This is a genomic window from Micromonospora sp. KC213 (assembly GCF_004348325.1).
In the GTDB taxonomy this organism is placed as follows: domain Bacteria; phylum Actinomycetota; class Actinomycetes; order Mycobacteriales; family Micromonosporaceae; genus Micromonospora.
The window spans coordinates 1-24,653 of record NZ_SMKF01000084.1 but is presented as its reverse complement, the minus strand read 5'-3'; the positions used below and the strand labels follow the sequence as shown (position 1 = coordinate 24,653).

23 protein-coding genes and 1 tRNA gene are annotated in these 24,653 nt (G+C 72.6%); 14 read left to right on the top strand and 10 right to left on the bottom strand.

From position 1 onward, the window contains the following. Positions 1-359: 359 nt before the first annotated feature. Positions 360-1,418 (top strand): magnesium/cobalt transporter CorA, encoded by a 1,059-nt coding sequence (gene corA, locus E1166_RS17870; protein ID WP_207914313.1) that lies wholly within the window; start codon positions 360-362, stop codon positions 1,416-1,418. A 74-nt stretch (positions 1,419-1,492) separates the two neighbouring features. On the opposite strand, the gene E1166_RS17865 is transcribed toward corA, so the two are convergent. After that, complete coding sequence (locus tag E1166_RS17865; protein WP_132340308.1) at positions 1,493-2,317, bottom strand: hypothetical protein; 825 nt, start codon at positions 2,315-2,317, stop codon at positions 1,493-1,495. Between the two features lie 84 nt (positions 2,318-2,401). Here E1166_RS17865 and E1166_RS17860 point away from each other — a divergent pair, with 84 nt between their 5' ends. Both E1166_RS17860 and E1166_RS17855 read left to right on the top strand, forming a co-directional pair. After that, positions 2,402-2,929 carry a peptidylprolyl isomerase gene (locus E1166_RS17860; RefSeq protein WP_132262313.1) on the top strand — a complete coding sequence of 176 codons (528 nt, stop codon included), beginning with the start codon at positions 2,402-2,404 and terminating at the stop codon, positions 2,927-2,929. A 72-nt stretch (positions 2,930-3,001) separates the two neighbouring features. Beyond that, positions 3,002-3,904, top strand: a complete 903-nt coding sequence (locus E1166_RS17855; RefSeq protein WP_132340318.1) for a rhomboid family intramembrane serine protease — start codon at positions 3,002-3,004, stop codon at positions 3,902-3,904. A 45-nt stretch (positions 3,905-3,949) separates the two neighbouring features. On the opposite strand, the gene E1166_RS17850 is transcribed toward E1166_RS17855, so the two are convergent. Continuing rightward, complete coding sequence (locus tag E1166_RS17850; protein ID WP_243710408.1) at positions 3,950-4,378, bottom strand: PH domain-containing protein; 429 nt, start codon at positions 4,376-4,378, stop codon at positions 3,950-3,952. An 86-nt stretch (positions 4,379-4,464) separates the two neighbouring features. Here E1166_RS17850 and E1166_RS17845 point away from each other — a divergent pair, with 86 nt between their 5' ends. The 4 genes from E1166_RS17845 (at position 4,465) to E1166_RS17830 (ending at position 8,385) form a co-directional block, all read left to right on the top strand. Then, entirely contained in the window at positions 4,465-5,637 is a 1,173-nt protein-coding gene (locus tag E1166_RS17845) for an acetyl-CoA C-acyltransferase (protein WP_132262311.1), read from the top strand. 42 nt (positions 5,638-5,679) lie between these two features. Continuing rightward, positions 5,680-6,672 carry a phosphotransferase gene (locus E1166_RS17840; protein ID WP_132340306.1) on the top strand — a complete coding sequence of 331 codons (993 nt, stop codon included), beginning with the start codon at positions 5,680-5,682 and terminating at the stop codon, positions 6,670-6,672. A 180-nt stretch (positions 6,673-6,852) separates the two neighbouring features. After that, positions 6,853-7,776, top strand: coding sequence for a DUF1906 domain-containing protein (locus E1166_RS17835; protein WP_132340304.1), 924 nt, complete (start codon positions 6,853-6,855; stop codon positions 7,774-7,776). A gap of 102 nt (positions 7,777-7,878) precedes the next feature. Then, the gene (locus E1166_RS17830; protein WP_132340302.1) at positions 7,879-8,385 is read left to right on the top strand and encodes a hypothetical protein; all 507 of its coding nucleotides are present in this window, start codon (positions 7,879-7,881) and stop codon (positions 8,383-8,385) included. A gap of 104 nt (positions 8,386-8,489) precedes the next feature. On the opposite strand, the gene E1166_RS17825 is transcribed toward E1166_RS17830, so the two are convergent. After that, positions 8,490-10,673: a DUF2142 domain-containing protein gene (locus tag E1166_RS17825; RefSeq protein WP_132340300.1), complete on the bottom strand. Its 2,184-nt coding sequence runs from the start codon at positions 10,671-10,673 to the stop codon at positions 8,490-8,492. Between the two features lie 128 nt (positions 10,674-10,801). Between E1166_RS17825 and E1166_RS17820 the strand changes: the two genes are divergently transcribed. After that, on the top strand, positions 10,802-11,506 hold the full coding sequence (locus E1166_RS17820) for a glycosyltransferase family 2 protein (RefSeq protein ID WP_132340314.1): 705 nt from the start codon (positions 10,802-10,804) through the stop codon (positions 11,504-11,506). Here E1166_RS17820 and E1166_RS17815 read toward each other — a convergent pair. Both E1166_RS17815 and E1166_RS17810 read right to left on the bottom strand, forming a co-directional pair. Continuing rightward, entirely contained in the window at positions 11,495-12,379 is an 885-nt protein-coding gene (locus E1166_RS17815) for a transketolase (RefSeq protein ID WP_132340298.1), read from the bottom strand. The two genes, E1166_RS17820 and E1166_RS17815, sit on opposite strands and share 12 nt — an antisense overlap. Further along, positions 12,379-13,122: a transketolase gene (locus tag E1166_RS17810; protein WP_243710407.1), complete on the bottom strand. Its 744-nt coding sequence runs from the start codon at positions 13,120-13,122 to the stop codon at positions 12,379-12,381. Before E1166_RS17810 ends, E1166_RS17815 begins: the two co-directional genes overlap by 1 nt. 18 nt (positions 13,123-13,140) lie before the next feature. Between E1166_RS17810 and soxR the strand changes: the two genes are divergently transcribed. Beyond that, entirely contained in the window at positions 13,141-13,587 is a 447-nt protein-coding gene (gene soxR / locus E1166_RS17805) for a redox-sensitive transcriptional activator SoxR (protein ID WP_132340294.1), read from the top strand. Between the two features lie 21 nt (positions 13,588-13,608). Here soxR and E1166_RS17800 read toward each other — a convergent pair whose 3' ends face one another. Next, complete coding sequence (locus E1166_RS17800) at positions 13,609-14,586, bottom strand: NAD(P)H-quinone oxidoreductase (RefSeq protein WP_132340292.1); 978 nt, start codon at positions 14,584-14,586, stop codon at positions 13,609-13,611. Between the two features lie 217 nt (positions 14,587-14,803). Between E1166_RS17800 and E1166_RS17795 the strand changes: the two genes are divergently transcribed. Next, positions 14,804-14,890, top strand: a tRNA-Ser gene (locus E1166_RS17795). A gap of 126 nt (positions 14,891-15,016) precedes the next feature. Then, positions 15,017-15,550, top strand: a complete 534-nt coding sequence (locus E1166_RS17790) for a YbhB/YbcL family Raf kinase inhibitor-like protein (RefSeq protein WP_132340290.1) — start codon at positions 15,017-15,019, stop codon at positions 15,548-15,550. A gap of 45 nt (positions 15,551-15,595) precedes the next feature. On the opposite strand, the gene E1166_RS17785 is transcribed toward E1166_RS17790, so the two are convergent. Further along, positions 15,596-16,306, bottom strand: coding sequence for a class I SAM-dependent methyltransferase (locus E1166_RS17785; RefSeq protein WP_132269663.1), 711 nt, complete (start codon positions 16,304-16,306; stop codon positions 15,596-15,598). A gap of 211 nt (positions 16,307-16,517) precedes the next feature. Here E1166_RS17785 and E1166_RS17780 point away from each other — a divergent pair, with 211 nt between their 5' ends. Beyond that, positions 16,518-18,338 (top strand): hypothetical protein, encoded by a 1,821-nt coding sequence (locus E1166_RS17780; RefSeq protein ID WP_243710406.1) that lies wholly within the window; start codon positions 16,518-16,520, stop codon positions 18,336-18,338. Positions 18,339-18,375: 37 nt separating this feature from the next. Here E1166_RS17780 and E1166_RS17775 read toward each other — a convergent pair whose 3' ends face one another. Next, on the bottom strand, positions 18,376-19,155 hold the full coding sequence (locus tag E1166_RS17775) for an IucA/IucC family C-terminal-domain containing protein (protein WP_132340288.1): 780 nt from the start codon (positions 19,153-19,155) through the stop codon (positions 18,376-18,378). A 283-nt stretch (positions 19,156-19,438) separates the two neighbouring features. Between E1166_RS17775 and E1166_RS17770 the strand changes: the two genes are divergently transcribed. Further along, positions 19,439-20,944: a peptide deformylase gene (locus E1166_RS17770; protein WP_132340286.1), complete on the top strand. Its 1,506-nt coding sequence runs from the start codon at positions 19,439-19,441 to the stop codon at positions 20,942-20,944. A 114-nt stretch (positions 20,945-21,058) separates the two neighbouring features. On the opposite strand, the gene E1166_RS17765 is transcribed toward E1166_RS17770, so the two are convergent. Then, positions 21,059-22,180 carry a globin domain-containing protein gene (locus E1166_RS17765; RefSeq protein ID WP_132340284.1) on the bottom strand — a complete coding sequence of 374 codons (1,122 nt, stop codon included), beginning with the start codon at positions 22,178-22,180 and terminating at the stop codon, positions 21,059-21,061. Positions 22,181-22,301: 121 nt separating this feature from the next. Here E1166_RS17765 and E1166_RS17760 point away from each other — a divergent pair, with 121 nt between their 5' ends. Next, complete coding sequence (locus tag E1166_RS17760) at positions 22,302-23,075, top strand: CPBP family intramembrane glutamic endopeptidase (protein ID WP_132269652.1); 774 nt, start codon at positions 22,302-22,304, stop codon at positions 23,073-23,075. A gap of 37 nt (positions 23,076-23,112) precedes the next feature. Here E1166_RS17760 and E1166_RS17755 read toward each other — a convergent pair whose 3' ends face one another. Beyond that, complete coding sequence (locus tag E1166_RS17755; RefSeq protein ID WP_243710405.1) at positions 23,113-24,165, bottom strand: hypothetical protein; 1,053 nt, start codon at positions 24,163-24,165, stop codon at positions 23,113-23,115. Between the last annotated feature and the right edge of the window lie 488 nt (positions 24,166-24,653).

Sequence of the window (24,653 nt, the reverse complement as noted above, 5' to 3'; positions counted from 1 at the left end):
TCCCCGGTCTGCTCCGTGGGACGCCGCCCACGACGCCGTCCCACGGCATCACCCCGCCCTCCCGCCGAGGCGCGGGTGGGTCGGGCCGTCCCTCACCCCCTGACCACGGCCCGACCCACCCGTCGGGCGGCGCACCGACACCCGTCTCCAAGCCAGGTCGGACCCGACCGGCGAGGACACGCGGTGACATCGGTCACTGCTGGCGGCCGCCCGGCCGCGACTGGTCCGGCGGCGTACCCTGCAAGCCGCACACCGTGGGGGAGGAGGGCGCCGTGACGGATCGCAGCCAGCGGGAGCGGTCGACCCAGCACACCGGTCGGGTGCTCAGCCCGCGCGCCTGGGCGGCACCCGTCCGGGCCATGTCCCGCATCCTCAACGCGGACGGCACCCCACGTACGCCAGAACCGGCCGGGCCGGGCCGCAGCGGGGTGGTCGACTGCGCCCTTTACATCGGTGGGGAACGACAGCCCGGCCAGTGGCACTACGCCGAGGCGCGGGAAGCCGCCCGCCGGGAACGCGACGCGTTCGTCTGGCTGGGACTGCACGAGCCGGACCTGTCCGAGATGACCGCCATCGCCGAGACGTACGGCCTGCACGAGCTCGCGGTGGAGGACGCGGTCAAGGCGCAGCAGCGCCCCAAGCTGGAGCGCTTCGGGGAGGTCAGCTTCCTGGTGCTGCGGACCGCGCGCTACTGCGAGCACACCGAGCTGACCGAGAACTCCGAGGTGGTGGAGACCGGCCAGGTGATGCTCTTCATCGGACCGGACTTCCTGATCAGCGTCCGGCACGGCGACGCCTGCCGGCTCGCGCCGGTCCGCGCCGACCTGGAGGCCAAGCGGGAGCTGCTGCGGCACGGCAGGTGGGCCGTGGCGTACGCGATCACCGACCGGGTGGTCGACCACTACCTGGAGGTCGCCGACCGGCTGGAGGACGACCTCGACGTGCTGGAGGCCGACGTCTTCGCCCCGCAGGGCAGCGGGCGGATCCAGCGGATCTACCAGATGAAGCGGGAACTGGTGGAGTTCAAGCGGGCGGTGGTGCCGTTGCAACGACCGCTGCTCACCCTGGTCGACGAGATCAACCGGGAGGTGCCGGCGGAGGTGCGGCGCTACTTCCGCGACGTGCAGGACCACCTCAGTCGTACCGTCGAGCAGGTCAACGCCTACGACGACCTGCTGAACTCGATCCTTCAGGCCCGGCTGGCGCAGGTCACCGTCGACCAGAACAACGACATGCGCAAGATCGCCGCATGGGCGGCCATCGCCGCGGTGTGGACCGCGTTCGCCGGCATCTACGGAATGAACTTCGACAACATGCCCGAGTTGCGATGGACGTACGGCTATCCGGGCGTACTGGCCATCATGCTGGCCGTCTCGATCTCGTTGTACCGCTGGTTCCGCCGCAACGGCTGGCTCTGACTGCGGGCGGCGACCCGGGCCGGAAACGCCGGTGGCGCGGGAGACACCCCGCGCCACCGGCGACACCCGTCAAGTCAGTGACGGCTGCCGGACCGGGCCGTGCCCTTGCCGAGCGCCGTGGACACGTCGTCCGCCGGGCGGCCGGAGACATCCGTGGCGCCTTCGGCGACCGACGGCACCCTGTCGTTGGGGTGCACCTTCGGCTGGGCACCCGGGGTGGTGGTCGAGGCGCTGTCCCCGCCGGCCACCGCCGAACTGCCCGCGCCGGTCGGGCCACCGGCCGTGCCGGCGGAGCTCGACATCGTCGACGCGTCGGTCACCGGGGCGCCGGTGGCGGTGGGCGTCTCCACCACCAGGGTGTCGACCTCGTCGCTGATCGGATCGGCGGTGCGGGTGGGGTCGTACTCGGCCCACTCCTGCTGCTCGCGGCGACGGCGCAGGGCCATCGCGCCGGCCACGCCGGCGACCGCGCCGGCGGCCAGCAGGCCGGTCATCATGCCGCCCCGCGACTTCTTCCGCTTCTTGAGGTTCCTGGCCTTCGCCTTGCGGGTCAGCGCGTCCTGCTTGGCCGCGGCGACCTTCTTGCCGGTGACGAGCCGGCCCGCCGCTCCGGCCTGCGCGCTGCGGACGGCCAGGGCCAGCGGGGCCAGCGCGGCCATCGTCGACCCGACACCGCTGGACGCCTTGTCCCGCACCATGACGGCGGTCGGCGCGACGGTGCCCCGGGCCGCCCGGACCCGCGGGCCGACCGTGGCGCCGGCACCCTTCGCCGCGTGCGCCGCGGCCTGCTTCAGGTGACCGATGCTCTGGTTGAGCTCGACCCTCGCGAGCTGCCCCTGGGTCTTGCGCCGCCCGATTCCAAACACGGTCCCACCTCCTGGGAGTTGTTCCTTCGTCATCCTCCACCTTCGGATGCCTCCGCACTGCCAGATCGGGCACATGGGAGGATCCGCATGGAACTGACCGACGAGTGAGGAGTACCCGTGGCCGAGGCTGTCTACGCCACCCTGCACACCAACGCCGGCCCGATCCGGCTGGAGCTCTTCCCCAACCACGCCCCGAAGACGGTCCGCAACTTCGTGGACCTGGCCGAGGGCAACAAGGAATACGTCGATCCGCGCACCGGTCAGCCGGGCAGCGGCCCGTACTACGACGGGACCATCTCGCACCGCGTGATCAGCGGTTTCATGATCCAGATGGGTGACCCCACCGGCACCGGCCGGGGCGGCCCGGGTTACAAGTTCGGTGACGAGTTCCACCCGGAGCTGCGCTTCGACCGGCCGTACCTGCTGGCCATGGCGAACGCCGGGCCGGGCACGAACGGCTCGCAGTTCTTCATCACGGTCGCGCCGACGCCGCATCTGAACAACCGGCACACCATCTTCGGTCAGGTCGCCGACGAGCAGTCGGCGAAGGTGGTGGACAGCATCGCGAGCACCCCGACCGGCCCCAACGACCGGCCGCTGCAGGACGTGGTGATCGAGCGGGTCGAGATCGAGCACAAGGCCTGAGGGCCGGCGCGAGGTACCTTTGCACGCATGACTGAACGCCCCGGGCCGGCCGGCGACGCCACCGGCGGGTCGATGCCGACCACGCCGGTCTGCTACCGCCATCCCGACCGGGAGACGTACATCCGGTGCACCCGCTGCGACCGATCGATCTGCCCGGACTGCATGCGGGACGCCTCCGTCGGCCACCAGTGCCCGGAGTGCGTGAACGAGGGCCGCCGCAGCGTACGGCCGGCACGTACCGCCTTCGGTGGCGGTACGGCCGGCCGTCGCGGCCTCGTCACCCGGACCCTGATCGCGCTGAACCTGCTGGTGATGGTGCTCTCCATCGCCAGCGACCGGGGTGGCGACGCGATGGTCGGCGGCGCCGGCCTGGGCGGCCTGCTCGGCGGCGGCACTCCGCTGACCCAGTGGGGCTCGGTGATCGGCTACCTGCCGTCCGTCAACTTCGGGCCGATGCACGGGGTCGCCGCGGGCGAGTGGTACCGGCTGGTCACCGCGATGTTCCTGCACTACGGCCTGGTGCACCTGCTGCTGAACATGTGGGCGCTCTGGGTGCTGGGGCGGGACCTGGAGGCCCTGCTCGGGCCGCTGCGCTTCCTCGCCCTCTACCTGATCGCCGGTCTCGGCGGCAACGTCGCGGCGTACGTGTTCAGCGCCCCCAACACCGCGTCGGCCGGCGCCTCGACCGCGATCTTCGGCCTCTTCGCCGCCGTGTTCGTGCTGATGCGCCGGCTCGGCCGGGACACCTCGGCGATCCTGCCGATCCTGGTGATCAACCTGATCTTCACGTTCACCGTGCCGAACATCTCCATCCCCGGGCACATCGGTGGCCTGCTCACCGGTGCCGCGATGGCCTGGGTGCTGGCGTACGCGCCTCGGACGCGCCGGTCGGTCTTCCAGGCCGGCGGCGCCGGGGTCATCCTGGTACTGCTGTTCGGCCTGGCGCTGGTGCGGACGGCGGCGCTGCTCGGCTGAGCCGGCCCGGCCTCGTCGCGCCGCTTCGCCCGGGGCGTCGCCGGCTCAGTCCGGCCGGGCCGCGCGCAGCGTCTCGGCCACCTCGTCGGGCGGGGCGTCCAGGTCGTACCGGCCGAACAGGTGCAGCGAGTCCCCGGCGTCGATCTCCAGGGTCTCGGCGGTCAGCCCGAACCGGCTGCGCCGCGCCACGCCGATCGCCTCGATCGAGGCCCACGGTAGCCGCCGCCGACCGGCGAAGCCCTCGATCACGGTGACACCGTCCGCGTCGGCGGTGAGCCGGACCGGCAGGAGCAGGTCCCGCGCCGCCCAGCCGGTCAATCCGGCGGCCACGACGAGGGCGAGCACCAGAGCGACCGGGTCGCCGCCGGAGAGGACCAGGCCGAGCGCGGTGAGCGCGACCGCGCCGACCAGCTTCACCACCGGCAGGGCCGGCGGCACCCGCCACCGGTGGGCTGGGGACGATGGGAACGGCACGCTCCCAGCATGCCAGTCCGGCGGCGGACACCTGGCCCCGGCAGGGCGTACGATCGACGGCAGGGCGAGGTTACCGGGGAGTAGTGATGAGTGACGCGGTCATCGTGGGCGCGGTACGCACCCCCGTCGGACGGCGCAACGGCAGCCTGGCCGGCGTGCACCCGGCCGACCTCTCGGCGCACGTGCTGCGGGCCCTCGCCGAGCGCACCGGCATCGACCCCGCCCAGGTCGACGACGTGGTCTGGGGCTGCGTCTCCCAGGTCGGCGAGCAGTGCTGGAACATCGGCCGCACCGCCGTACTGGCCGCCGGCTGGCCCGAGTCGGTTCCCGGCACCACCCTGGACCGACAGTGCGGCTCCAGCCAGCAGGCACTGCACTTCGCCGCCGCCGCCGTGGCGTCCGGCCAGGCCGACCTGGTGGTGGCCGGCGGCGTCGAGTCGATGACCCGGGTGCCGATGGGCGCCAACGCCGTCGGAGGCAGCCCGTTCAGCGACCGCGTCCGCGCCCGCTACCGCGGGGTCGAGGGGTTCGCCCACGACCAGCCGGTCCCGTTCCACCAGGGAGTCGGTGCTGAGCTGATCGCCGCCCGCTGGCACTTCTCCCGTACCCAGCTCGACGAGTTCGCCCTGGCCAGCCACGAGAAGGCCGCCGCCGCGCAGGACGCCGGGGCGTTCGACCCGGAGCTGGCCCCGGTGCCGCTTCCCGACGGTGGCACGCTCGCCGCCGACGAGGGCATCCGGCGGGACACCTCGTTGGCGGCGCTCGCCGAGCTGGCCACCCCGTTCCGCGCCGACGGGGTGGTCACCGCCGGCTCGGCCTCGCAGATCTCCGACGGGGCTGCCGCCCTCGCCGTCACCACCAGCGAGTGGGCCAGCCGGCACGGGCTGCGACCGCTGGCCCGCGTGCACACCGCCGTGGTCGCCGCCGACGACCCGGTCACCATGCTCACCGCACCGATTCCAGCCACCGCCAGGGCGCTGCGCCGGGCGGGGCTGGGCATCGAGGAGATCGGCGTGTACGAGGTGAACGAGGCGTTCGCCCCGGTCCCGCTCGCCTGGCTGGCGGAGACCGAGGCCGACCCGGAGCGGCTCAACCCGCGCGGCGGCGCGATCGCCCTCGGTCACCCGCTCGGGGCCAGCGGCGCCCGCATCATGACCACCATGCTCCAGCACATGCGGGACAACGGCATCCGGTACGGCTTGCAGACCATGTGCGAGGGCGGCGGCATGGCCAACGCCACCGTCGTCGAGCTGCTCTGAATTCGCTGGCCGTCTTCGGTCGACCGCGCCTAGCCTGCCGGCGTGACAACTCCTTCCGCTCCCGACTGGACGGACCCGCGATGGCAGGAGAACGCCCTCGCCTGGGTCGCCGACTCTCTCGGCCGGCACGGTCGTCGGGTCACCGGCCCGGTCGTGCCGCGCGTCCGCCCCTGGTCGCTGGTCTGGCGGGTGCCCACCGACGCAGGTGACGCCTGGTTCAAGGCCAACAACCCGGGCACCCGGCACGAGGCGGCCCTGCTGGCGGCGTTGGCCCGGCTCGCACCCGGGCGGGTGCTGGAGCCGATCGCCGTGGACCCGCAGCGGGGCTGGACACTGCTGCCGGACGGCGGCCCCAGCCTGCGGGAGACCCTGGCCGGAAGTCAGGACCTGACGCACTGGGAGCGACTGCTGCCCGGGTACGCGGCACTCCAGGCGACCGTCGCGCCGCACGTGGACGAGCTGCTCGCCGACGGACTGCCCGACCACCGGCCGGAACGACTGCCAGGGTTGTTCACGGCGTTGCTCGACGACACCGACGCGCTGCTGCTCGGCACGTCGGCCGGCCTCGACGCCGGTACGTACGAGCGGCTGCGGGCGTACCGGGCGGAGTTCGCCCGGCTGTGCCGTCGGCTCGCCGAGGTCGGGATGCCGGCCAGCATCCAGCACGACGACCTGCACGACGGCAACGTCTTCGTCGCCGACGACGGGTACCGCTTCTTCGACTGGGGGGACGCCTCGGTGGCACACCCGCTCGGCACCCTGCTGGTGACGCTCAATTCGGTGGGACACGTCCAGAAGTTGGCTCCGGGCGACCCGGCGCTGCTGCGGTTGCGGGACGCGTACCTGGAAGCGTGGACCGACCGGTACGACCGGACGGTCCTGCGGGAGGCGGCCGGGCTGGCGATGCGGGTGACCACGGTCAGCCGTGCGCTGTCCTGGCGGCGGGCGTTGGACACCGCCGACCCGGCGCGGGCCGAGTACGCCGAGGCGGTGCCCGGCTGGCTCGGTGAGCTGTTCGCCCCGCTGCCGGTCTGACCGGCCGGCTCGTCGTTCGCCCGGCCGTCCTCGCCTCTGCGCCGGCCGTCTGTTCGGCGTCCGCCGTGGACGGCCACGGGGTGGACAGAGCGGCATCCGTTCGGCAGGATCTTCCGGGTCGGCGTCGAGCCTGGTCCATGTCCGCTCCGCCGTCGGAGGACCGCTCAGAACGGGGAAGCCTTGACGACCAGCTCTGCCGTGCCGGGCCTGCGCCGGGCCGCCCGCCGGATGCTCACCGCCGCCGTGGCCGGGATGCTGCTCGCCACGACGCCGGTCAGCGGCACGGCCGGTTCGGCGCGGGCCGCCGGCTACACCGGACCGCACCCGGGCACCTTCACCGGGCTCGGCTTCGACACCTGCGCCGCGCCCTCGGACGCGGCCATGACGGCGTGGTTGACGTCGCCGTACCGGGCGCTCGGCATCTACATCGGCGGGGTCAACCGGGGCTGCAAGCAGGCTAACCTGACCCGGAGCTGGGTGGCGAAGCAGCAGGCCAAGGGTTGGCGGTTCTTCCCGCTCTACGTCGGCCTCCAGGCGCCCTGCTCCAAGTACGAGCGGCGGATCGACCCGGCCAGCGCGGCGGCCCAGGGCCGAGCGGCGGCCGACGACGCGGCGGCGAAGGCCCGCGAACTCGGCCTCGCCGCCCGCAGCACGATCATTCTGGACATGGAGCGCTACCCCGCGGGCAACGCCGCCTGCTCGACCGCGGTGTTGGAGTTCAGCAGCGCCTGGACGGCGCGGCTGCACGACCACGACTACCTGTCCGGCCTCTACACCGACGTGGCCTCCGCCGGGCTGGCCGATCATGTGGCCGCGTACTCCCGGGTCGGGCACGTCCGGCCGGATCTGCTGGACTTCGCCAACTGGGACGGTGTGCAGACCACCACCGATCCGAAGATCCCGTCGGCCCACTGGGTGCCGAAGCGGCGGATGAAGCAGTATCGGGGCGACCACCACGAGACCTGGGGCGGCGTCAAAATCAACATCGACAGCAACTACCTGGACGTGGAGCTGCCGACGACCCGGTACCGGTCGGCGACGGTGTCGTCGGTCCGCCCGTGGGCGCGGGCGTTGTGGTCACGGGTGGCCCAGGCCCTTCGCTGACCTGGGCGGATGTCGCACCGACGGTGCGACGGGTGACGTGGAACTTCCAGAAAGTCGACAGTGACCCACGTCACGCTCCGCTCACGCCTCGTTGGTCAGGGCATGGACGTCTTCTCGCGAACGTTCCTGCCGGCCGCCGCGCAGACGGGGCTGGCGGTCCAGACGGTGAGCCGACACATGCCGGTCTTCCGGCAGTGCGTGGGCTCGGGCGACGCCACCATCCTAGTCGCCCGATGCAGCCGTCCCGACCGGGCGGCCACCGGCGAATACCTGCTCCTGCTCACCCACCGGCGTCTGGTGGTCACCCAGCAGACCCGGGTCTGGCACCGACTCCGCCTGCACCTCAACACCGAGCTGCGCGAGCTGAGCAACGTCACCTGGAGCCCGGACCCGCGTAGCCAGTCGGTCATGCTGGCCGCCACCGCGATCGACGGCGTACGCGAGCGGTTCGTCATCCACACGCCGCACCCGAAGCAGGTGTGGCACCTCGACACCCTGCTCCACCATGCCTTCCGTACCCGACTGCGCCCGACCACCGAACGGGTCGTCGCCACCGTCACCGCGGCGTCCGCCGTCGCGTCGGGTCCGCGTCGCGTACCGGCCCGCTGACTGTCGCAACCGGCTCGGCTTGCGCCAGCCCGGGGTTCCGGACCGACGGACACCCCCCGCATGCCGCACATCGCGTCCGGTCGACCGCGCGGCGACGCGGTGGGTCAGCGGTGGGGCGGTACGGCGTAGCCGACGTAGTCGCGGAACTCGGTCCGCCAGCCCGCCGGGACCAGCTTCCGGCAGGCCGTGGCGCTGCCGGTGCAGACGATCGCGTCGACCGACATCGGGTCGGCCGGAGGCCGGTCGGGCAGAACCGACTGCAACGCCACCAGCTGCGGCGGCCGGCCGTCACTGTCGCGCAGCAGCAGCCACCAGGGGTACTCCCAGTTGTCGTTCTGCTGCACCAGCCCGATTCGCCGCGCCCCACTGGCCCGCACCGCCGTGGCGGCCCAGCGGAACTCGTCGGTCCACTGCGGGCGGCGCAGGAACCGGGTGTCCCACTCGGAGGTGGTGAAGACCGAGCCGGCACCGACCAGCCGGCGGGGGAAGCCGTACGACAGGCTCAGCACGCCGGCCAGGGCGGAAGTGGCCAGCACGGTCACCGCCAGCGACACCGCCACCGGGCGTCGCGCGGCGGCGGGCCGCCGCCGGAACATCGCGTCCAGCCAGAGCCCGGCCAGTGGCACCGCCGCCACCAGCGCATACAGCAGCAGCCGGTTACCCCAGGTCTGCCACTTGATCATCGAGGTGTGCAGCAGGACGGCGACCACCACCACGGTCGCGTACGCGCGCAGCGCCCCGGCACGCTCCGGGCTGATCCGGGCCGGGCGGGTCAGCGCGAACACCGCCCCGAGCAGCGCCAGCGAGCCGGCCAGCGGGAAGGACACCCGGTCCTCGTCCGGGTACCAGGCGGGCACCGGAAAGGTCTCGCGGCCGAAGGTGATGTCCCGGTCCTGCGGGTCGACGCCGATCGCCCGGGCACCCTGCATGATTGTCCCGGCGGTGCCGTCGCGTAGCGGCCCGAGCGGGGTGTCGAACGCGGTGTGCCCGATCCGCAGCGCGTTGACCAGGATCGCAGCGGGATCGTGCCGTTCCATCGGGATGGACTCGCGCAGTCGGGGCGGTCCGAGCGGGTGGCCGAACTCGGCGGTCACCCGGGCCAGGAACGGGCCCACCAGCGTCGCCGCGACCAGCAGCACCAGCAGGGATCCGGCCACGGTGCGAGCCACCCCGACACCGGGCCGCGCGGCGCGGAACGCCAGCCGCAGCTGGGCGACGCCCCAGAGCACCAGCAGCGGGCCGACCACGATCAGCCCGCTGGTCTTGGTGAGCGCGGTCAGCCCGGTGGCCGCACCGAGGGCCAGCAGCTCGGCCCGGTCGGCCCGCCGGTGCAATCCGTCCAGGGCCAGCGTCCCCGCGCACGCCGCCCAGGCGGCGGCCACCAGGTCGGTCTGGGTGCTGGTGGCCTGGAGTACCACCATCGGCGTGGTGGCGATCAGGAAGGCGGTGAGCAGCTGGGCCCGCCGTCCGCCGCCGAGCTGGCCCACCACTCGGGTGGCCGCCACCAGGCAACCGATCCCGGCCGCCCACTGCACCAGGTTGTGCAGCGCGTCCCCGCCGGTGAGCAGCCGCAGGTGCAGCAGCAGGTACTCGGCGCCGGGCGGGATGGTCACCTGGCGGTGGATCGCGGTCGGCCAGAAGTCGAGGCTTCCCTGCGCCACCCAGTGCTCCACCTTCGGCAGGTGGTAGGTCTGCGAGTCGTAGTTGTTCGGCTCGGCGAGCAGCGCGACGAGCAGTTCCACCAGCACCAACCCGACGACCGTGCCGGCCAGCAGCCGCTCGCCGCGGCTCGCCGTATCCCGGAAGTGGGCCAGCCGGGCGCGGGCGCCGGCCATCACCGTCGCGACGCCGTCGCGCACAAGGGCCATCCCACCTGCGACCCCGCCGCGCAGGGCCGTCCGGCCCGGGTCGCCGGCGGGTCCGGCCGGCGCGCCTTCCGCCACCACGCCCCCGGCGCTGCCGGAAACGGCCGCGCCCACCAGCGCCCTGCGGCCCGCGGCGACCGTCGCGCGGGATCGGCGGGCGGACCGGCGGGTCCGCCGACGCGCCAGCACGGCACCGGTCAGGAAGAGCAGCCACGCCACCGCGACGGCCGGCGTGGTCAGCGCGTCCACCGCGCCGAGCAGCTCCACGGTGAGTACGGCGTAGCCGCCGGTCACCAGCGCCGCTCGGACGACAGCCAGCCGCAACGACCCCACCACGTCCTCGTGGCGGGGACGCAGGACCGAGATGAGCACGACGAACGCGGCGGCGGACGCCACCACGACCAGGAAGCCGGCTGCCGACATGGGCGGAAGTAAACACCATCCGCCTGAATGGGCGCCTGCGGGACGGCCCTGGCGGCGGGGTCTGTCCGGCCTGATCTGCCAGGCTAGGCTATGCCGGACTCACTGTGCCCACCGTGGAGACGATCCCCGTGAAGCTCTCGATCCTCATGCCGGTCTACAACGAGGAAGAACGCATCGCGGACGCCCTCAAACAGGCGTTGGCGGTCGACTACCCGTGCGAGATCGAGCTGCTGGTGGTCGACGACGGCAGCCGGGACGGCACCGGTGAGATCCTCGGTCGGGCCGACGACGCACGGTTGCGGGTGATCACCCACCAGCGCAACTCGGGCAAGGGCGCGGCGATCAGGACGGCGGTCGGCAACGCCTCGGGCGAGTACATGGTCATCCTCGACGCCGACCTGGAGTACGACCCGCAGGACATTCCGCGCCTGCTCGACCCGGTCCTCGACGGCCGGGCCACGGTGGTCTACGGCAACCGGACCTTCGGCAGCCACAGCGCCTACAGCTTCTGGTACGTGATGGGCAACAAGGGCGTGACGATGGCCGCCAACATCCTGTTCAACTCCTACATCGGCGATCTGGAGACCTGCTTCAAGCTGATGCCGGTGGAGCTCTACCGGTCGCTCGACATCCGGTCCCGTGGTTTCGGCATGGAGGCGGAGGTGACCGGCAAGCTGCTGCGCCGGCGGATCCGCCCCTACGAGGTGCCGATCAGCTACCGGGCCCGTGGTCGCGAGGAGGGCAAGAAGATCACCTGGAAGGACGGCGTCGAGGCGCTCTGGATTCTCGGCCGGGAGCGCACCCGCCGCCGTCCCGCCGGCTCAGCTCGCTGACTGCAGGAACCCGTCCACCGACCGGCGTAGCCCGGCCGGGTCCAGCCCGTGCCAACGCTGGTGGTCCTCGGGCGAGCCGTAGCGGCGCAGCTCCGCCCGGCCCACGCCGAGACTGAGCAGCCGGTGCGGCCGGTCGGCCAGCGCCGCGGACACGACCCGGGTGGACGTACCGGCCAGGTAGGGCTCCACCAGGATCACCTCGGTGCCGGCCAACGCTCGCAGACCGGCGGTGTCGAACGGACGCGGGCGATGGGTGTAGGCCACCGTCACCGGTCGGTCGGCCACCGCCGCCAGCGCGGCGTCCAGCACCGGGCCGACCGCCACCAGCAGCGCCGCGCCCGCCCCGGCGTCGCGGACCACCACCAGCTCCCCGTCCCCGGCGTAGGCCCGGGTGTTGACCTGCGTCGACAGCCGCAGGTACGCCGAGCCCTGCCCACACACCGCACGCCGCAGCAACTCGGGTACCTCGTCCGGGTGTCCCGGCACGTGCACCGTCCAGCCGTGCAGGGTGTCGATCAGGCTGACGTCGGCGGGGGACAGGTGGGTACGGCCCGCCGCCGCCCGGTCGTACGACGCCCCGATGCTGACCAGCACCGCTCCGACGCCCTGGTGGTCGAGGTCCAGCTTGATCTGCTCGTACGTCCGCTCCACCAGGAACGGGGCGTAGCTGTGCACGATCGGTCGCTGGCCGGTCAGCGCGAGCCCGCCGGCCACCCCGATCATCAACTGTTCCCGGATGCCGACGTTCAGCACCCGGTCCGGGTACCGCGCGGCCGCCGGGGCGAACGCGGCGGCGGAGATGTCGGCCAGCACGATCGTGGTCCGTGGGTCGTCCAGGAACCGGGTGGCGGTGTCGACGAAAGCTTCCCGCATCACGGCCGGCCCCGGTCGGTGACGACCGCGACGACCAGGTGCGGCCGGCGCCCGTCGTGCCCGGTGAGGGCGGTGTGCAGGGCATCGTGGTCGCGCCCGTCGACGGTGGCGGCGGTCCACCCGTTGACGGTGAACCGGCTGGCCGCCCCGCCGGGCCAGCCGTGGCTGGCGGAGCGGTTGTCCAGCACGATCACGGTCAGGTTGGCCAGCCCGGTCGCGCCGGCGTACGCGATCGCCTCATGGTTGGAGCCCTCGTCGAGTTCGGCGTCGCCGAGCAGCACGTACACCCGTGGGGTGGTGCGCCCCTGGGCCCGTAGCCCGAGCGCGGTGCCGACGCCCAGCCCGAGACCATGGCCGAGGGAACCGGAGCCGATCTCCACGCCGGGGACGAGCAGCCGGTCGGGGTGGTCGCCGAGAGGACTGTCCGGTCCGCCCTGGTCGTCCAGCCAGTCGTCGGGAAGGAAGCCCTTGGCGGCGAGGACGGCGTAGTATCCGGCGACGGCGTGTCCCTTGGAGAGCAGGAAACGGTCCCGGTCCGGGTCGTTCACGCTCTGCGGGGTGATCCGCAGGATCCGGTCGTAGAGCACCCAGAGCACGTCGATGGTGGAGTACACGTTCGGGCCGAAGTCGCGGCCGGCGCGGAGCCGTTCCAGTGGCGCGTCAACCGGGCCGGGCACGGGTGGGCCCGGCGTGGCGGTGGCGGTGGTGAGCGTCATGCCGCTAGCCTGCAACTTAAAGCTCACTTCAACTCAAGGCGACTGATGCACGAATCACTCACCATTGGACAACTCGCCGACCGCAGCGGGGTGGCCCCGTCGGCCCTGCGCTACTACGAACGGCTCGGCCTGATCCGCGCCGAGCGTACCGGCGGCAACCAGCGCCGGTACGCCCGTACCGAACTGCGCCGGGTGGCGTTCGTACGGATCTCCCAGCAGGTCGGCATCCCGCTGGAGGAGATCCGCGAGGCGCTCGACTCGCTGCCCGCCGCCCGGACCCCCACCCCGGACGACTGGACCGCGCTCTCCCAGGCGTGGCGGGAGCGGCTCGATGAGAAGATCCGGCTGCTCGGCAAACTCCGCGACGACCTAGACAGCTGCATCGGCTGCGGTTGCCTGTCGTTGCAGCGCTGCAAGCTCAACAATCCCGACGACTCGCTCGCCGGCGAGGGCCCCGGCGCCCGCCTCGTCCTCCCCCGCCCGTCCGCCTGACCACCCGCCTCAGGCGGGTGGTCAGGGGAGGGTGAGCAGGATCTTGCCCAGGTGGTCGCTCGACTCCATCAGCCGGTGTGCTTCGGGCGCGTCCGTCATCGACAGCCGCCGGTCCACGACCGCCCGGATCGTGCCCGACTCCACCAGCGGCCAGACCTGCTCACGCACCCCGCGTACGATCTCCGCCTTGTCGTCGGCCGGGCGCGAGCGCAGCGCGGTGGCCGACACCGACGCCCGCTTCGCCAGCAGGGCGGCCAGGTCCAACTCGGCCTTCCGGCCGCCCTGCAACCCGATCACCACCAGCCGCCCGCCGTCGGCCAGCGCCGCCACGTTCCGCCCCAGGTAGGAGGCGCCCATGATGTCGAGGATGACGTCCGCGCCCCGGCCGTCGGTGACCCGCCGAACCTCCTCGACGAAATCCTGCTCCCGGTAGTCGACGGTGTGCGCGGCGCCCAACTCACGCAGCCGCTCGTGCTTCGCCGCGCGGGCAGTCACCACCACGGTCGCGCCGAGCGCGGTGCCGAGTTGGATCGCGAACGTGCCGATCCCGCTACCTCCGCCGTGCACCAGCAGCGTCTCGCCCTTGCCCAGCCCGGCCAGGCGTACCACGTTCGACCAGACCGTGCAGGCCACCTCCGGCAGCGCCGCCGCGTCCACCAGGTCGACCCCGACCGGCACCGGCAACAGTTGCCCGGCCGGCACGGCCACCCGCTCGGCGTACCCGCCGCCGGCCAGCAGCGCGCAGACCTGCTGCCCGACCTGCCAGCCGGTCACCCCCGGGCCGAGCGCGGCGACCACGCCGGAGCACTCCAGACCGGGGTACGCGGGAGCGCCCGGCGGCGGCGGGTAGTGGCCCTGCCGCTGGAGCAGGTCGGCCCGGTTCACCGCGCTGGCGCGTACCGCCATCACCACCTCGCCGGGACCGGGCTCCGGATCGGGCACCTCCGCCCAGACCAGTGCCTCGGGTCCACCAGGTTCCGGGATCGTCATCGCGCGCATGGCCCAGTCTTACCCGATCCAGCGCCCCCGCCACGTCCGGCCCGGGATTCCGCCTGGGCGTGTGAGCAGCCACTGTGGACCGAAACGATGGGTTGCCGCAGTGGTGGCCGGGCCCGGCCGCAGCGCCACCCGTTCAGTGGGGGGTGGTACCTGCGCGCGGCCGGAACCCGCGCGTGGCAAACTAGGCACCGACCGTACGCCCGCGGGTGACGGTCCGGGAGGGTTCGCCTAGTGGCCGATGGCGCTGGTCTTGAAAACCGGTAGGGCGGCAACGTCCTCGTGGGTTCGAATCCCACACCCTCCGCCTTGCTGATCGTCCGCAACCGGGAGTACGTCATCGCGGCCCGGACACGGCGTGCTTTCGGTGCAGCCGACGGTTCCTGAGGGGTAAGAAGGGCGAAGGAGATCACGCCGACCGGAAGGATCCTCGATGAGTTTGGAACGACCGATCGCCCCGGACCCGTACGAGTTGCTGCCGACCGTCCCGTCCTTCACGCTGACCAGCGACGACGTGCGCAACGGTGAGCCGATGGACGCGCGGTACGCGCACGACAGCGCCGGTGGCGAGAACGTCTCACCGCACCTGACCTGGTCTGACTTCCCGGACGGTACGCAGAGTTTCGTGGTGACCTGCTTCGACCCGGACGCGCCCACCGGCAGCGGTTTCTGGCACTGGGTGCTGGTTGACGTGCCCCTGTCGGTGACCGAGCTGCCGACCGGGGTGAAGGAGGCCGACCTGGGCGGTGCGTTCAGTGTCCGCAACGACTACGGCGAGACCGGCTACGGTGGCGCCGCCCCGCCGGCCGGCGACCGCCCGCACCGGTACGTCTTCGCGGTGCACGCGGTGGACGTGGAGCGACTGAACGTCGGCCCGGACGCCAGCCCGGCCTACGTCGGCTTCAACCTGGCCTTCCACACCCTGGCCCGGGCGGTCATCCGCCCGACGTACCAGGTCCAGCAGTGACCGGGACGGGGCCTCCGTCTCGTCGGGGGCCCCGTCGCGGGGACCTCAGCCCGGCACCCGGGCGACGGCGAAGACCGACTGGCCGAACGGTGGGCGTACCCGCTGCTCGACCGCCTTGGTGGCGGGCAGCACCAGGGTGTCGTAGACCTTGACCATCGGGCCCTCCTTCGGCATCAGCCGGAAGACCTTGGTGGCCATGAAGTAGCCGATGAGGCCGAGTGCGTTGGCGTAGTGGATGGTCTCTACCGTCAGGCCCGCCTCGGTCATCGCCGCGGCCAGGGTCTTCTTCGTGTAGCGGCGCACGTGGCCGGTGGCGATGTCGGCCGGGCTCATGGCGAACTGGAACGCCGGCACGATGATGATCACCTTGCCGCCCGGCCGGACCAGGTCGCGCATGCTGCGCAGCGCGCCGACGTGGTCCTCGATGTGCTCCAGCACGTTGTACGACACGGCGGCGCTGTGGTCGCCGCCCCCGGGGTGTGGCAGCAGCATCTGCCGTACCTCGATGGTGGGCTTGTCGGCCAGGCGCTCCTTGAGCTGCACCAGCCGGTCTGGGTCGGCCTCGGTGGCGGTGAACCGGGGTACGTGCTCGGACCACTCCAGCGCGTAGTCGCCGAGGCCGCTACCGATTTCGATGGGATCGTCACCGAGGTGGGGCACCGCCAGTTCGACGAACCACCGACGGTGGTTGACCGCCGTGGCCAGGCCCTCCAGTACCTCTGACTGGACGCGCTGATCCCCAGTGATTTCTGCCATGCGTCGATTCCTCACGGTATGACTCGATCCGCACCGGACCGACTGAGTGAACCATCCGCATGTTGCGCGGAGGAAACGGGGCACCGTGGATGGCCGAAATGTGGTCGGGAGGGTGGTACGTGATCGACGTTCGGCGAACCCGGCACATAGTACGGCAGTACCCCGAAACCTGTCACGTCACCCCCATAGGCCGACTACGCTTCGAAATACCATGACTACTCCCGAATCGGGCCGGATTGAGCCGTCCGGCGTGTCGAACGCCGAGGTCGGCAAGGGGGGCGCCGGTTGGCGGGAGGGGTGGCGGTGGGACGTGGCCGCCGTGCTGAGCTTCGCGCTGGGGGCCTTCTGGGTGACCGCGCGGCTGTGGTTGCGGCCCGGTAGCGCCCTGCGGGACAACCGGTCCGACCAGCCGCAGTTCGAGTGGATGATGGCGCATGGCGCGCGGGTGCTGACCGAATTCGCCTACCCGTTCGCCTCGGATCGGATGAACGTGCCCGACGGCGTCAATTTAATGGCAAATACGTCGGTATTGTCCATTTCGTTGCCGTTGGCGCCGGTCACTGTCGGACTCGGGCCGCAGTGGTCGTTCCTGATCTTCCTCACCCTGGGGCTGGCCGCCACCGGCGCGAGCTGGTACTTCTTCCTCTCCCGGCTGGTGACCCGATCCCGTGGGCCCGCCTGGCTGGGAGCCGCCTTCTGCGCGTTCGCCCCGGCCATGGTGTCGCACGCCAACGCCCACCCGAACATCGTGGCCCAGTTCGTCGTACCGCTGCTGGCCTGGCGGACCCTCCGCCTCGCCGAACCGGGCCGCTGGCTGCGCAACGGGCTCCTGCTCGGCCTGCTGGTCGTCTGGCAGGCGTTCCTCAACCTCGAGATCCTGCTGATGGCCGCGATCGCCCTCGGCGTGGTGGTCGTCTCCCTCGCCGTCGGTCGGCCCGAGCTGCGCCAGCGATGGCGCACCTTCCTCGCCGGGCTCGGGGTCGCCGCCGCGTTCGCCGCGGTGCTGCTGGCGTACCCGCTCTACGTCCAGCTCTTCGGGCCCGGCTCGTACCACGGGCTGTCCCGGTTGATCCGCGGCTACCGCACCGACCTGGCCGCGTTCGTCGCCTGGTCCCGCGAGTCGCTGGCCGGCGACGCCCGTACCGTCGGCCCGCTGGCCCGGAACCCCACCGAGGAGAACGCCTTCTTCGGCTGGCCGTTGGTCGTGCTCACCGTCGCCCTGTTCGGCTGGCTGTGGCGCAGCGCGCTGGTACGCGGCCTGGCCGTGCTCACCCTGCTCTTCGCTGTGCTGTCACTCGGCCGGGAGGTGCAGCTCAACGGCCGCAACACCGGCGTGCCGGGACCGTGGGCGGCGCTGGAGAACCTGCCGCTGCTGCACTCGGTGGTACCCACCCGCTGGTCGCTGGCGATCACCCCGATCATCGGTGTGCTGCTCGCCCTCGGCACCGAGCGGGTCCGCCGGCTGGTCCGGGAGCATCCGGCCGCCCGACGGCCGCTCCGGTTCGCCACGGTCACGGTGCTGGCCATGGCGTTGCTGCCGCTGCTGCCCACTCCACTGCCCGCCTACCGCCCCGACCCGGTCCCGGCCTTCGTCACCTCCGGCGCCTGGCGGCCGTACGTGGCCGGTGGGCGCAGCGTCGTCACCCTGCCGCTGCCCGACAACACGTACACCGAGCCGCTGCGCTGGTCATCCCGGACCCGGCTGGAGATGCCGCTGGCCCGGGGCTACTTCCTCTACCCCGACACCCGCCCGTGGTCGGCCGAGCCGAACACCGCCCTGTTCACCGCCCCGTACCGGCGGACCAGTAACTTCTTCGGCCACGTCGCGCGGACCGGGGAGATTCCGCCGATCGCCGCCCGGGACCGGGCCACCGCGCTCACCGACCTGCGCTACTGGCGGACGGGGGTGGTCGTCCTCGGCCCGCACCCGCACGCCGACCAGCTGCGTACCGCGATGACCGCGCTGACCGGGATCACCCCGACCTTCACCGGCGGAGTGTGGTTGTGGGACGTCCGGCCGCTGATCGACTGACGGAGCCCCGGGAAACGGGACCGTGGGGCCGGAGAGGTCAGACGGAGCGGACGCAGCACCCCTGGCAGACCTTCGGACTCGGCAGGGTGAAGGCCAGGCAGCAGGTCCGTCGCTGCACCGTCAGCTCGCCGCCCGGGCCCGGCACCAGTTCGACCAGGTCAGCCAGGTCGAGCGCGGCCAGCATGGTCTCGACGGCCCGCACCGAGGAACCCGGCAGGGCGTCCGCCGCGCGCAGGAGCCCGTGCGCGATCCCGGAGGCGACCGAGCCGAGCAGCGTACGGGCGCCCACCCGGACCTCCGCCTGGATCGCGGCGATCATCGGGGCCAGGTGCGCGTCGAGCAGGGCGGCGCGCAGCACCCGGAGCAGCGCCGCCTCGTCGGCGACCACCCGCACCTCGGGAAGGCCGGCCAGCGCCAGCGGATCATGCGGGAGCACGGCCACCCGGGTGGTACGCCGCAGGCCCATGGTGAGCAGTTGGTGCTGGTCCTCGAAGTGGATGAGCACGTCGGCCGGTTCGAGCAGCGGCACGCGGCGGGCCGAGGCCCAGCCGAGCACCACCGGCAGGGCCAACCAGTAGCTGTAGGACTTCCAGGCCAGCGCCGCGCACGCGTGCGGGGTGCCGCCCCAGCGGCGGGCCGCGGCACCCAGGAACTCGGGCATCCGGGCGCCGTCGACCAGTGTGCTGGCCGGGCTCCACCCGGTCTCGTCGGTGACCAGCAGGCCCGGTGCCAGCCCGGGGAGGTCGTCGGTGCCGAACATGGCGCGGAGCGTGGCGGTCACCGGGGCCAGCGGCGTGGCAAGGTCTCCCCTCGGCATCACCGCTGTCACTGGGCCCGTCCCCCTGGTCCGAAGCATCATCGTGGCTAAGGTTAGCCTAACCATGGTTTCGTGTTCTGGGAAGGCTCGCAGTGCCTGGGCGGCGAGGCCCGGGTCACTCCGTCGGCGGCGTTGACGGCGGACCGGCCCGGGCTCCGCGTACTACCCGATCGGCGATGAGGAAAACTCGTCCGATGTCAAGATTAATGTCGGCTTGGTGCCAGTTCGCTGCGGTGGAAGCCACCGAAAGTGAAGACTTGTCGTCCCGGCCGTGAGGAAGCTGATGACGACCTCTCCCCTGGAGCGGGCTGCCGAGTCCTTCGCCGCGGAACTGGCCCGGCACCGGACGGGGCGGGGACTCTCCAAGAAACAGCTCGCCACCCTGATGGGCTTCGACCCGTCATACGTCAGCCACGTGGAGGGGTGCCGACACCGTCCCACCGAGGACTTCGCGCGCCGCGCCGAAGCCGTCCTCGACGCCAGCGGCGCCATCTGGCAACGCTTCCGCGAGTACGACCAGCTCCGTCAGGCCAAGGCCGCCCCCGCCCACCGCGAGCTGCCACCGTCGGGGCAGTGGCTCCCCCCGGGCACCGGACTGGTCGTCGAACGGGAGACCGCCACCCTCACCCACACCGACGACGGCTACCGCTGCCTGGTGCGCCGGCAACTGCACAACGTCGGCACCGAACCGGTCACCCGCCACCTCGTCCGGGTCGCCGTGGACCGCTGGCCCGACGACCCCGGCCGCTCCAACCGGCACCACCGCGAACACCCGCTCACCTTCGCCGAGTTGCGGCTACGGGCCCACCGGGACGACGGCGGCAACCGGGAGCCGATGCACTGGCGGGCCAAGCACGACCGAGACGCCTACAAGGAGATCTGGCTGCTCTTCGAGAACGCCGACGGCCCCTTCCCGCTGCACCCCGGCGAACGCGCCGAAATCGAGTACTCCTACCAGGTGGCGCGGGAGAAGTGGGGGCTCTGGTTCCAACGCGCCGTCCGGCTGCCCACCCGGCACCTCGCGGTCCGACTCGACCTGCCGGCCGCACTCGACCCCCGGGTCTGGGGTGTGGAAACGTCCCTCTCCGCCGACGAGGGCCCACTGCGTACACCCGTACGCCGGCACGACCGCGCCGACCGGGCGGTCTTCGACTGGTCCATCGACGACCCGCCGCTGAACGCCCGCTACCGCCTGCAGTGGCGCTTCCGGGGCGAACCGGCCGACGTGGAACGGGCCGCCGTCGTCCTGCGGGCCGGTGACCGGCTGCGCGCCCTCGGCGTACTGCCCCGCGACGCGGAGCTGCTGCGCCGCCCCGCCCGCCCGTTCGACCTGCCCCGGGAAGCCACCGCTGCCCGGGAGACGGTGGACCGACTGATCGCCCTGCTGAACCGGGTCGAGGAACTGCAACCGTTCAGCGCCGGCATGGGACTGGCCGCCTCGCAGATCGGCGTGGACGGCGCTGCTGCCGTGGTCCGCCCCGCCGACCGGTCCGCCGCGCCGGTCGTCCTGCTCAACCCCCGGGTGATCGACGCCAGCCCGGACAGCGACGAACAGTACGAGGGCTGTCTCTCCTTCGCCGGCCACCGTGGGCTGGTGCCCAGACCGTTGCGGATCGACGTCGAACACGCACGCTGGGACGGCGGTCGCGTCATCACCTCGTTCGCGTACGGGATGGCCCGCCTGGTCGCTCACGAGGTGGACCACCTGGAGGGGCGGCTCTACACCGACCGGATGGCACCCGGCGTGCCGCTGGTCCCCGTCGAGGAGTACCGGGGGACCGGCCCCTGACGGCGTGCCACGTGGGGGCACGGGAGGGACGCCGCCAGGGGCCGGTGTGGGGACCGGGTCGCGTGCCCCAGGGGGCGGGGGCACGCGTCCCGGTTTTCGGGGGGAGGAAAGTCGCTATCCGGCGCCGAAGGTGTCGTACCGGATGTGCGAGGGCGGGACCTCGTCCTCGGCGAGCGCCCGCAGGGTGGCCCGGACCATCGGAGCCGAGCCGGAGACGTAGCAGTCGTGCGACGTCCACGGGCCGTACCGGGTCACCACCTCGGAGACGTCGCCCTGCTCACCGTCGAAGTCCGGGTCCTCGCTGCACGCCGGGGTCACCGACAACCAGGGGTGAGCGGCCACCAGGTCCGCCAGCCCCGCCAGGCCGTACAGTTCGTCCCGGTTCCGGGCGCCGTAGAAGACGTGCACCCAGCGGGTCCGGTTCCAGGCCGTCAGATCCTCCACCAGCGCCTTGATCGGGGCCAGCCCGACCCCGCCGGCCACGCAGAGGATGTCCCGGTTCGAGTCGCGGTCCAGCGTCATCGACCCCATCGGCGCGGCCACCCGGATCAGGTCACCCGGCTTCGTCCGCCGGACCAGCGCACCTGACACCCAACCGGCCGCCCCGGCCGGGGTACGCACGTGGAACTCCAGCAGGTTGTCGTCGTTCGGGGCGTTCGCCACCGAGTACGTCCGCCACACCCGGGGCAGGTGCCGCGGCACCTCCACGCTGACGTACTGACCGGCCTTCCAGATCAGCGGGGCCTGCAGGGCGCGGATGGTCAGCACCGCCGTGTCCGGCCCGTACCGCTCGTGGGTGAGCACCTCGGCATGCCAGTACGGCGGGTTCTCGTCGGCCGCCGCGCCGGCGAGCATCTTCTCCGCGATCGCGCCGTAGGCGTCTCGCCACGCCTGGTCGTACTCCAGGTTCCAGCTGTCACCGGCGGTGCTGCGCAGCGCGTCGAGCAGGGCGACGCCCATCGTCTCGTAGTGCGCCCTGTCCACGTGGTACTTGCGGTGGTCCCGGCCGAGCGAGCGCAGATACTCCTCGAAGCTCTCCGGATCGTCCACCACCTGGGTCGCGGTGACGATGGCGTTCAACAGCCGGTCGCCCTGCCCGGTCATCTCCACCGGAAAGAGTTTGCGCAGCTCCGGGTCGAGGAGGAACAGCCGGGCGTAGAAGTGCCCGCTCAGCCGCTCCCGATTCTCCTCGACCAGGGTCCAACTCTCCTTCAGCAGGCGCGCGAAGTCGTGCACGGGATGCTCCTCCTCCGGACGGCGGATCGGGCCCGCATAGAATGTCCACGGAGCGTTCCTACCGGTCGCACAGACTGTGCGACCGGTGCGGTCGGCCCGGCTCGTCGGGCACAGTGGTGCGGTGACCGTCGACGAGCTCACCCGTCCGACCTCCCGCCAGGTCCTCGGCACCGAGACACTGCTGGTCCTCGGCCTTTCCCTCGGTCAGTCGGCGGTGTACGCCGCGGTGTCGATCATCGCGAAGCTGACCGCCGAGGGCGGGCTGTCGAAGCAGACCGCCGCGCTCAACACCTCCCAGTCGGCCCGACCCTGGCTGGACCTGACGTACCAGTTGCTCGGCATCGTGTTCGCGCTGCTGCCGGTGCTGCTCGCCGTACACCTGCTGGCCCGAGACCCCGGCGACCCGGTGCGTACCCTCGGGGTGGACCTGCGCCGGCCCGGCGCCGACCTGGCCCGCGGCGCCGGCCTCGCCGCGCTGATCGGCCTGCCCGGCCTGGCGCTGTTCTGGGCGGCCGCGCAGCTCGGCGTCAACGCGAAGCTGGTCCCCGCCGGCCTGCCCGACATGTGGTGGGCGGTCCCGGTGTTGATCCTCGCCGCCGCGCAGAACGCCGTGCTGGAGGAGGTCATCGTCGTCGGGTACCTGGTCACCCGGCTGCGCCAGATGCAGTGGCGGCTCGGCGCGATCATCGCGACCAGCGCCCTGCTCCGCGCCTCCTACCACCTCTACCAGGGCTTCGGGGCCTTCGTCGGCAACGCGGTGATGGGTGTCGTGTTCAGCCTCTTCTACCTGCGTACCCGGCGGGTGATGCCGTTGATCGTCGCGCACACCCTGCTCGACGTGGTCGCCTTCGTCGGCTACACCCTGGTCCCCAGGGAATGGCTCAGCTGGCTCTGAGCCGGCCCGCTCGCGGGTGTGGCGGCGTTCGGCCCGCTCACGCGCCTGGCGACGTCCGGCTGCTCGCGGAGATGACCCCGGACCGGCTCGACGCGGCCGGCCCGCGCCGGCCCGCCGGCCGGTAGGCGGCTACCGCCCGCGCCGCCAGCCGCCGGGCCGCCGCCGCGTCCCCGGCCGCCGTGGCCAGTACCGCCGCCCCCGGCAGCAGCCGCGACACCAGCCGCAGAGCCAGCCAGCCGCCGGCCTGCGCGGCCAGCGGCGCCGCCAACCGCCAGGCCGCCTCCGCCGCGCGTGGCCACGGCCGTTGCCCGGGCTTGTCCGTCGCCCGCGCCGCCGCCAGTGCCGTCCGCGCGCTGTCGACGTCCGGGTGCACCTGGATCAGCACCAGCAGCTCCACCGCCCGCTCGGCGTCCGCCGGATCCCGGCCGTACGCCGCCGCCAGGTGCAGCACCAGCGCGGCCTGGCTCCACAGCACCGCCGCCAGTTCGGCCGCCGGCGCGAGCAGGCCGGCCAGCGCCGAGACCGCCCCACCCGCCCCCGCCACCCGGACGAACCGCCGGGTGGCGAGTCGGGCCAACCCGTCCGGATCCGCATCCGGGTACGTCTCGCGTAGCTCGCGCGCCCACTCGCGGGCCCGCGGTCCGATCCCCTCGACGGCCGCCAGGGCGAGCAACTCGGGCGCGAAACCCGGATGATCCACCAGCCGGGTCCGGATCCCCGCCAGATCCCACCCCGGCGTACGCCCCGACGCCTGTTCGTCCGCAACCGCCGCCGGTCGCTGCGGGGCAGGGATGGGCGTCCTCGCTGATGCCGCCCCGGTGGTGCTCGTCCGGCCGGCGGTGGTCTTCTTCCCGATCCTGGTTTCTTGGTCGGTGGTGCCGACCGTGGTCTCGGTGTCGGTGGTGCCGGCCTGGGCGGGGATGTGCTTGCCGTCGCTGGCGCCGGCCTGATCGGTGTTCGGTTTCGTGGCGTTGGCCGCCCTCCGGGCGGCACCCTTCGCCGCTGTGGCCTTCGCGGTCGGGGTGGCCTTCTTCACCGTCGTGGCCTTCTTCGCTCCTGTGGCCTCGGCAGCCGGGTTGGCCTTCTTCACCGCCCTGGCCTTCCGTGGGGCGGGAGTCGCCGCCCGCGAGGGAGCGCCTGCTTCCTGTCCGGCCGGCGGGGCCTCCGTCACTGTGTCGTCGGCCGTTGCCCCGCCGCTCGCGGGCGCACCGCCCGCCGCGGTGGTCGATTTCCGTGCGGCGGGGGCGCGCCGAGCCCTCGGGGTGCTCCGCGGCGCCGCGGTTGCGGCCGCCACGCCCGCGCCGGGCGACTCCGTCCCGTCGACGCCCGACACCGAAGGGTCGGTGTCGCCGGCGGTCCCCGCCGGCCGGTTGGTGCTTGCCGCCGACGGGGTGGCCTCGGCCGCTCGCGGGACCTGTTCGGGGGCGGGCGGCTGAAACAGCACGGCCGGCGCGGGTTTCGCAGGTCGAGTCTTCCCGGCCGCTCCGCCCGCCTCAGGCTCGTGCTCGGGCGGGGGCGTCCTGGCCGAGGTGGGAGGCGGAGTGAAGGCGGGCTTTGCGGGGCGGCGGGCACCGGAGG

Excerpts from the sequence above, each read along its gene's own strand:
- corA (WP_207914313.1), top strand. The coding sequence starts at position 360 with ATGTCCCGCATCCTCAACGCGGACGGCACCCCACGTACGCCAGAACCG.
- E1166_RS17865 (WP_132340308.1), bottom strand. The coding sequence starts at position 2,317 with ATGACGAAGGAACAACTCCCAGGAGGTGGGACCGTGTTTGGAATCGGG.
- E1166_RS17855 (WP_132340318.1), top strand. The coding sequence starts at position 3,002 with ATGCCGACCACGCCGGTCTGCTACCGCCATCCCGACCGGGAGACGTAC.
- E1166_RS17845 (WP_132262311.1), top strand. The coding sequence starts at position 4,465 with ATGAGTGACGCGGTCATCGTGGGCGCGGTACGCACCCCCGTCGGACGG.
- E1166_RS17830 (WP_132340302.1), top strand. The coding sequence starts at position 7,879 with ATGGACGTCTTCTCGCGAACGTTCCTGCCGGCCGCCGCGCAGACGGGG.
- E1166_RS17825 (WP_132340300.1), bottom strand. The coding sequence starts at position 10,673 with ATGTCGGCAGCCGGCTTCCTGGTCGTGGTGGCGTCCGCCGCCGCGTTC.
- E1166_RS17815 (WP_132340298.1), bottom strand. The coding sequence starts at position 12,379 with ATGCGGGAAGCTTTCGTCGACACCGCCACCCGGTTCCTGGACGACCCA.
- soxR (WP_132340294.1), top strand. The coding sequence starts at position 13,141 with ATGCACGAATCACTCACCATTGGACAACTCGCCGACCGCAGCGGGGTG.
- E1166_RS17800 (WP_132340292.1), bottom strand. The coding sequence starts at position 14,586 with ATGCGCGCGATGACGATCCCGGAACCTGGTGGACCCGAGGCACTGGTC.
- E1166_RS17790 (WP_132340290.1), top strand. The coding sequence starts at position 15,017 with ATGAGTTTGGAACGACCGATCGCCCCGGACCCGTACGAGTTGCTGCCG.
- E1166_RS17785 (WP_132269663.1), bottom strand. The coding sequence starts at position 16,306 with ATGGCAGAAATCACTGGGGATCAGCGCGTCCAGTCAGAGGTACTGGAG.
- E1166_RS17780 (WP_243710406.1), top strand. The coding sequence starts at position 16,518 with ATGACTACTCCCGAATCGGGCCGGATTGAGCCGTCCGGCGTGTCGAAC.
- E1166_RS17775 (WP_132340288.1), bottom strand. The coding sequence starts at position 19,155 with ATGCCGAGGGGAGACCTTGCCACGCCGCTGGCCCCGGTGACCGCCACG.
- E1166_RS17770 (WP_132340286.1), top strand. The coding sequence starts at position 19,439 with ATGACGACCTCTCCCCTGGAGCGGGCTGCCGAGTCCTTCGCCGCGGAA.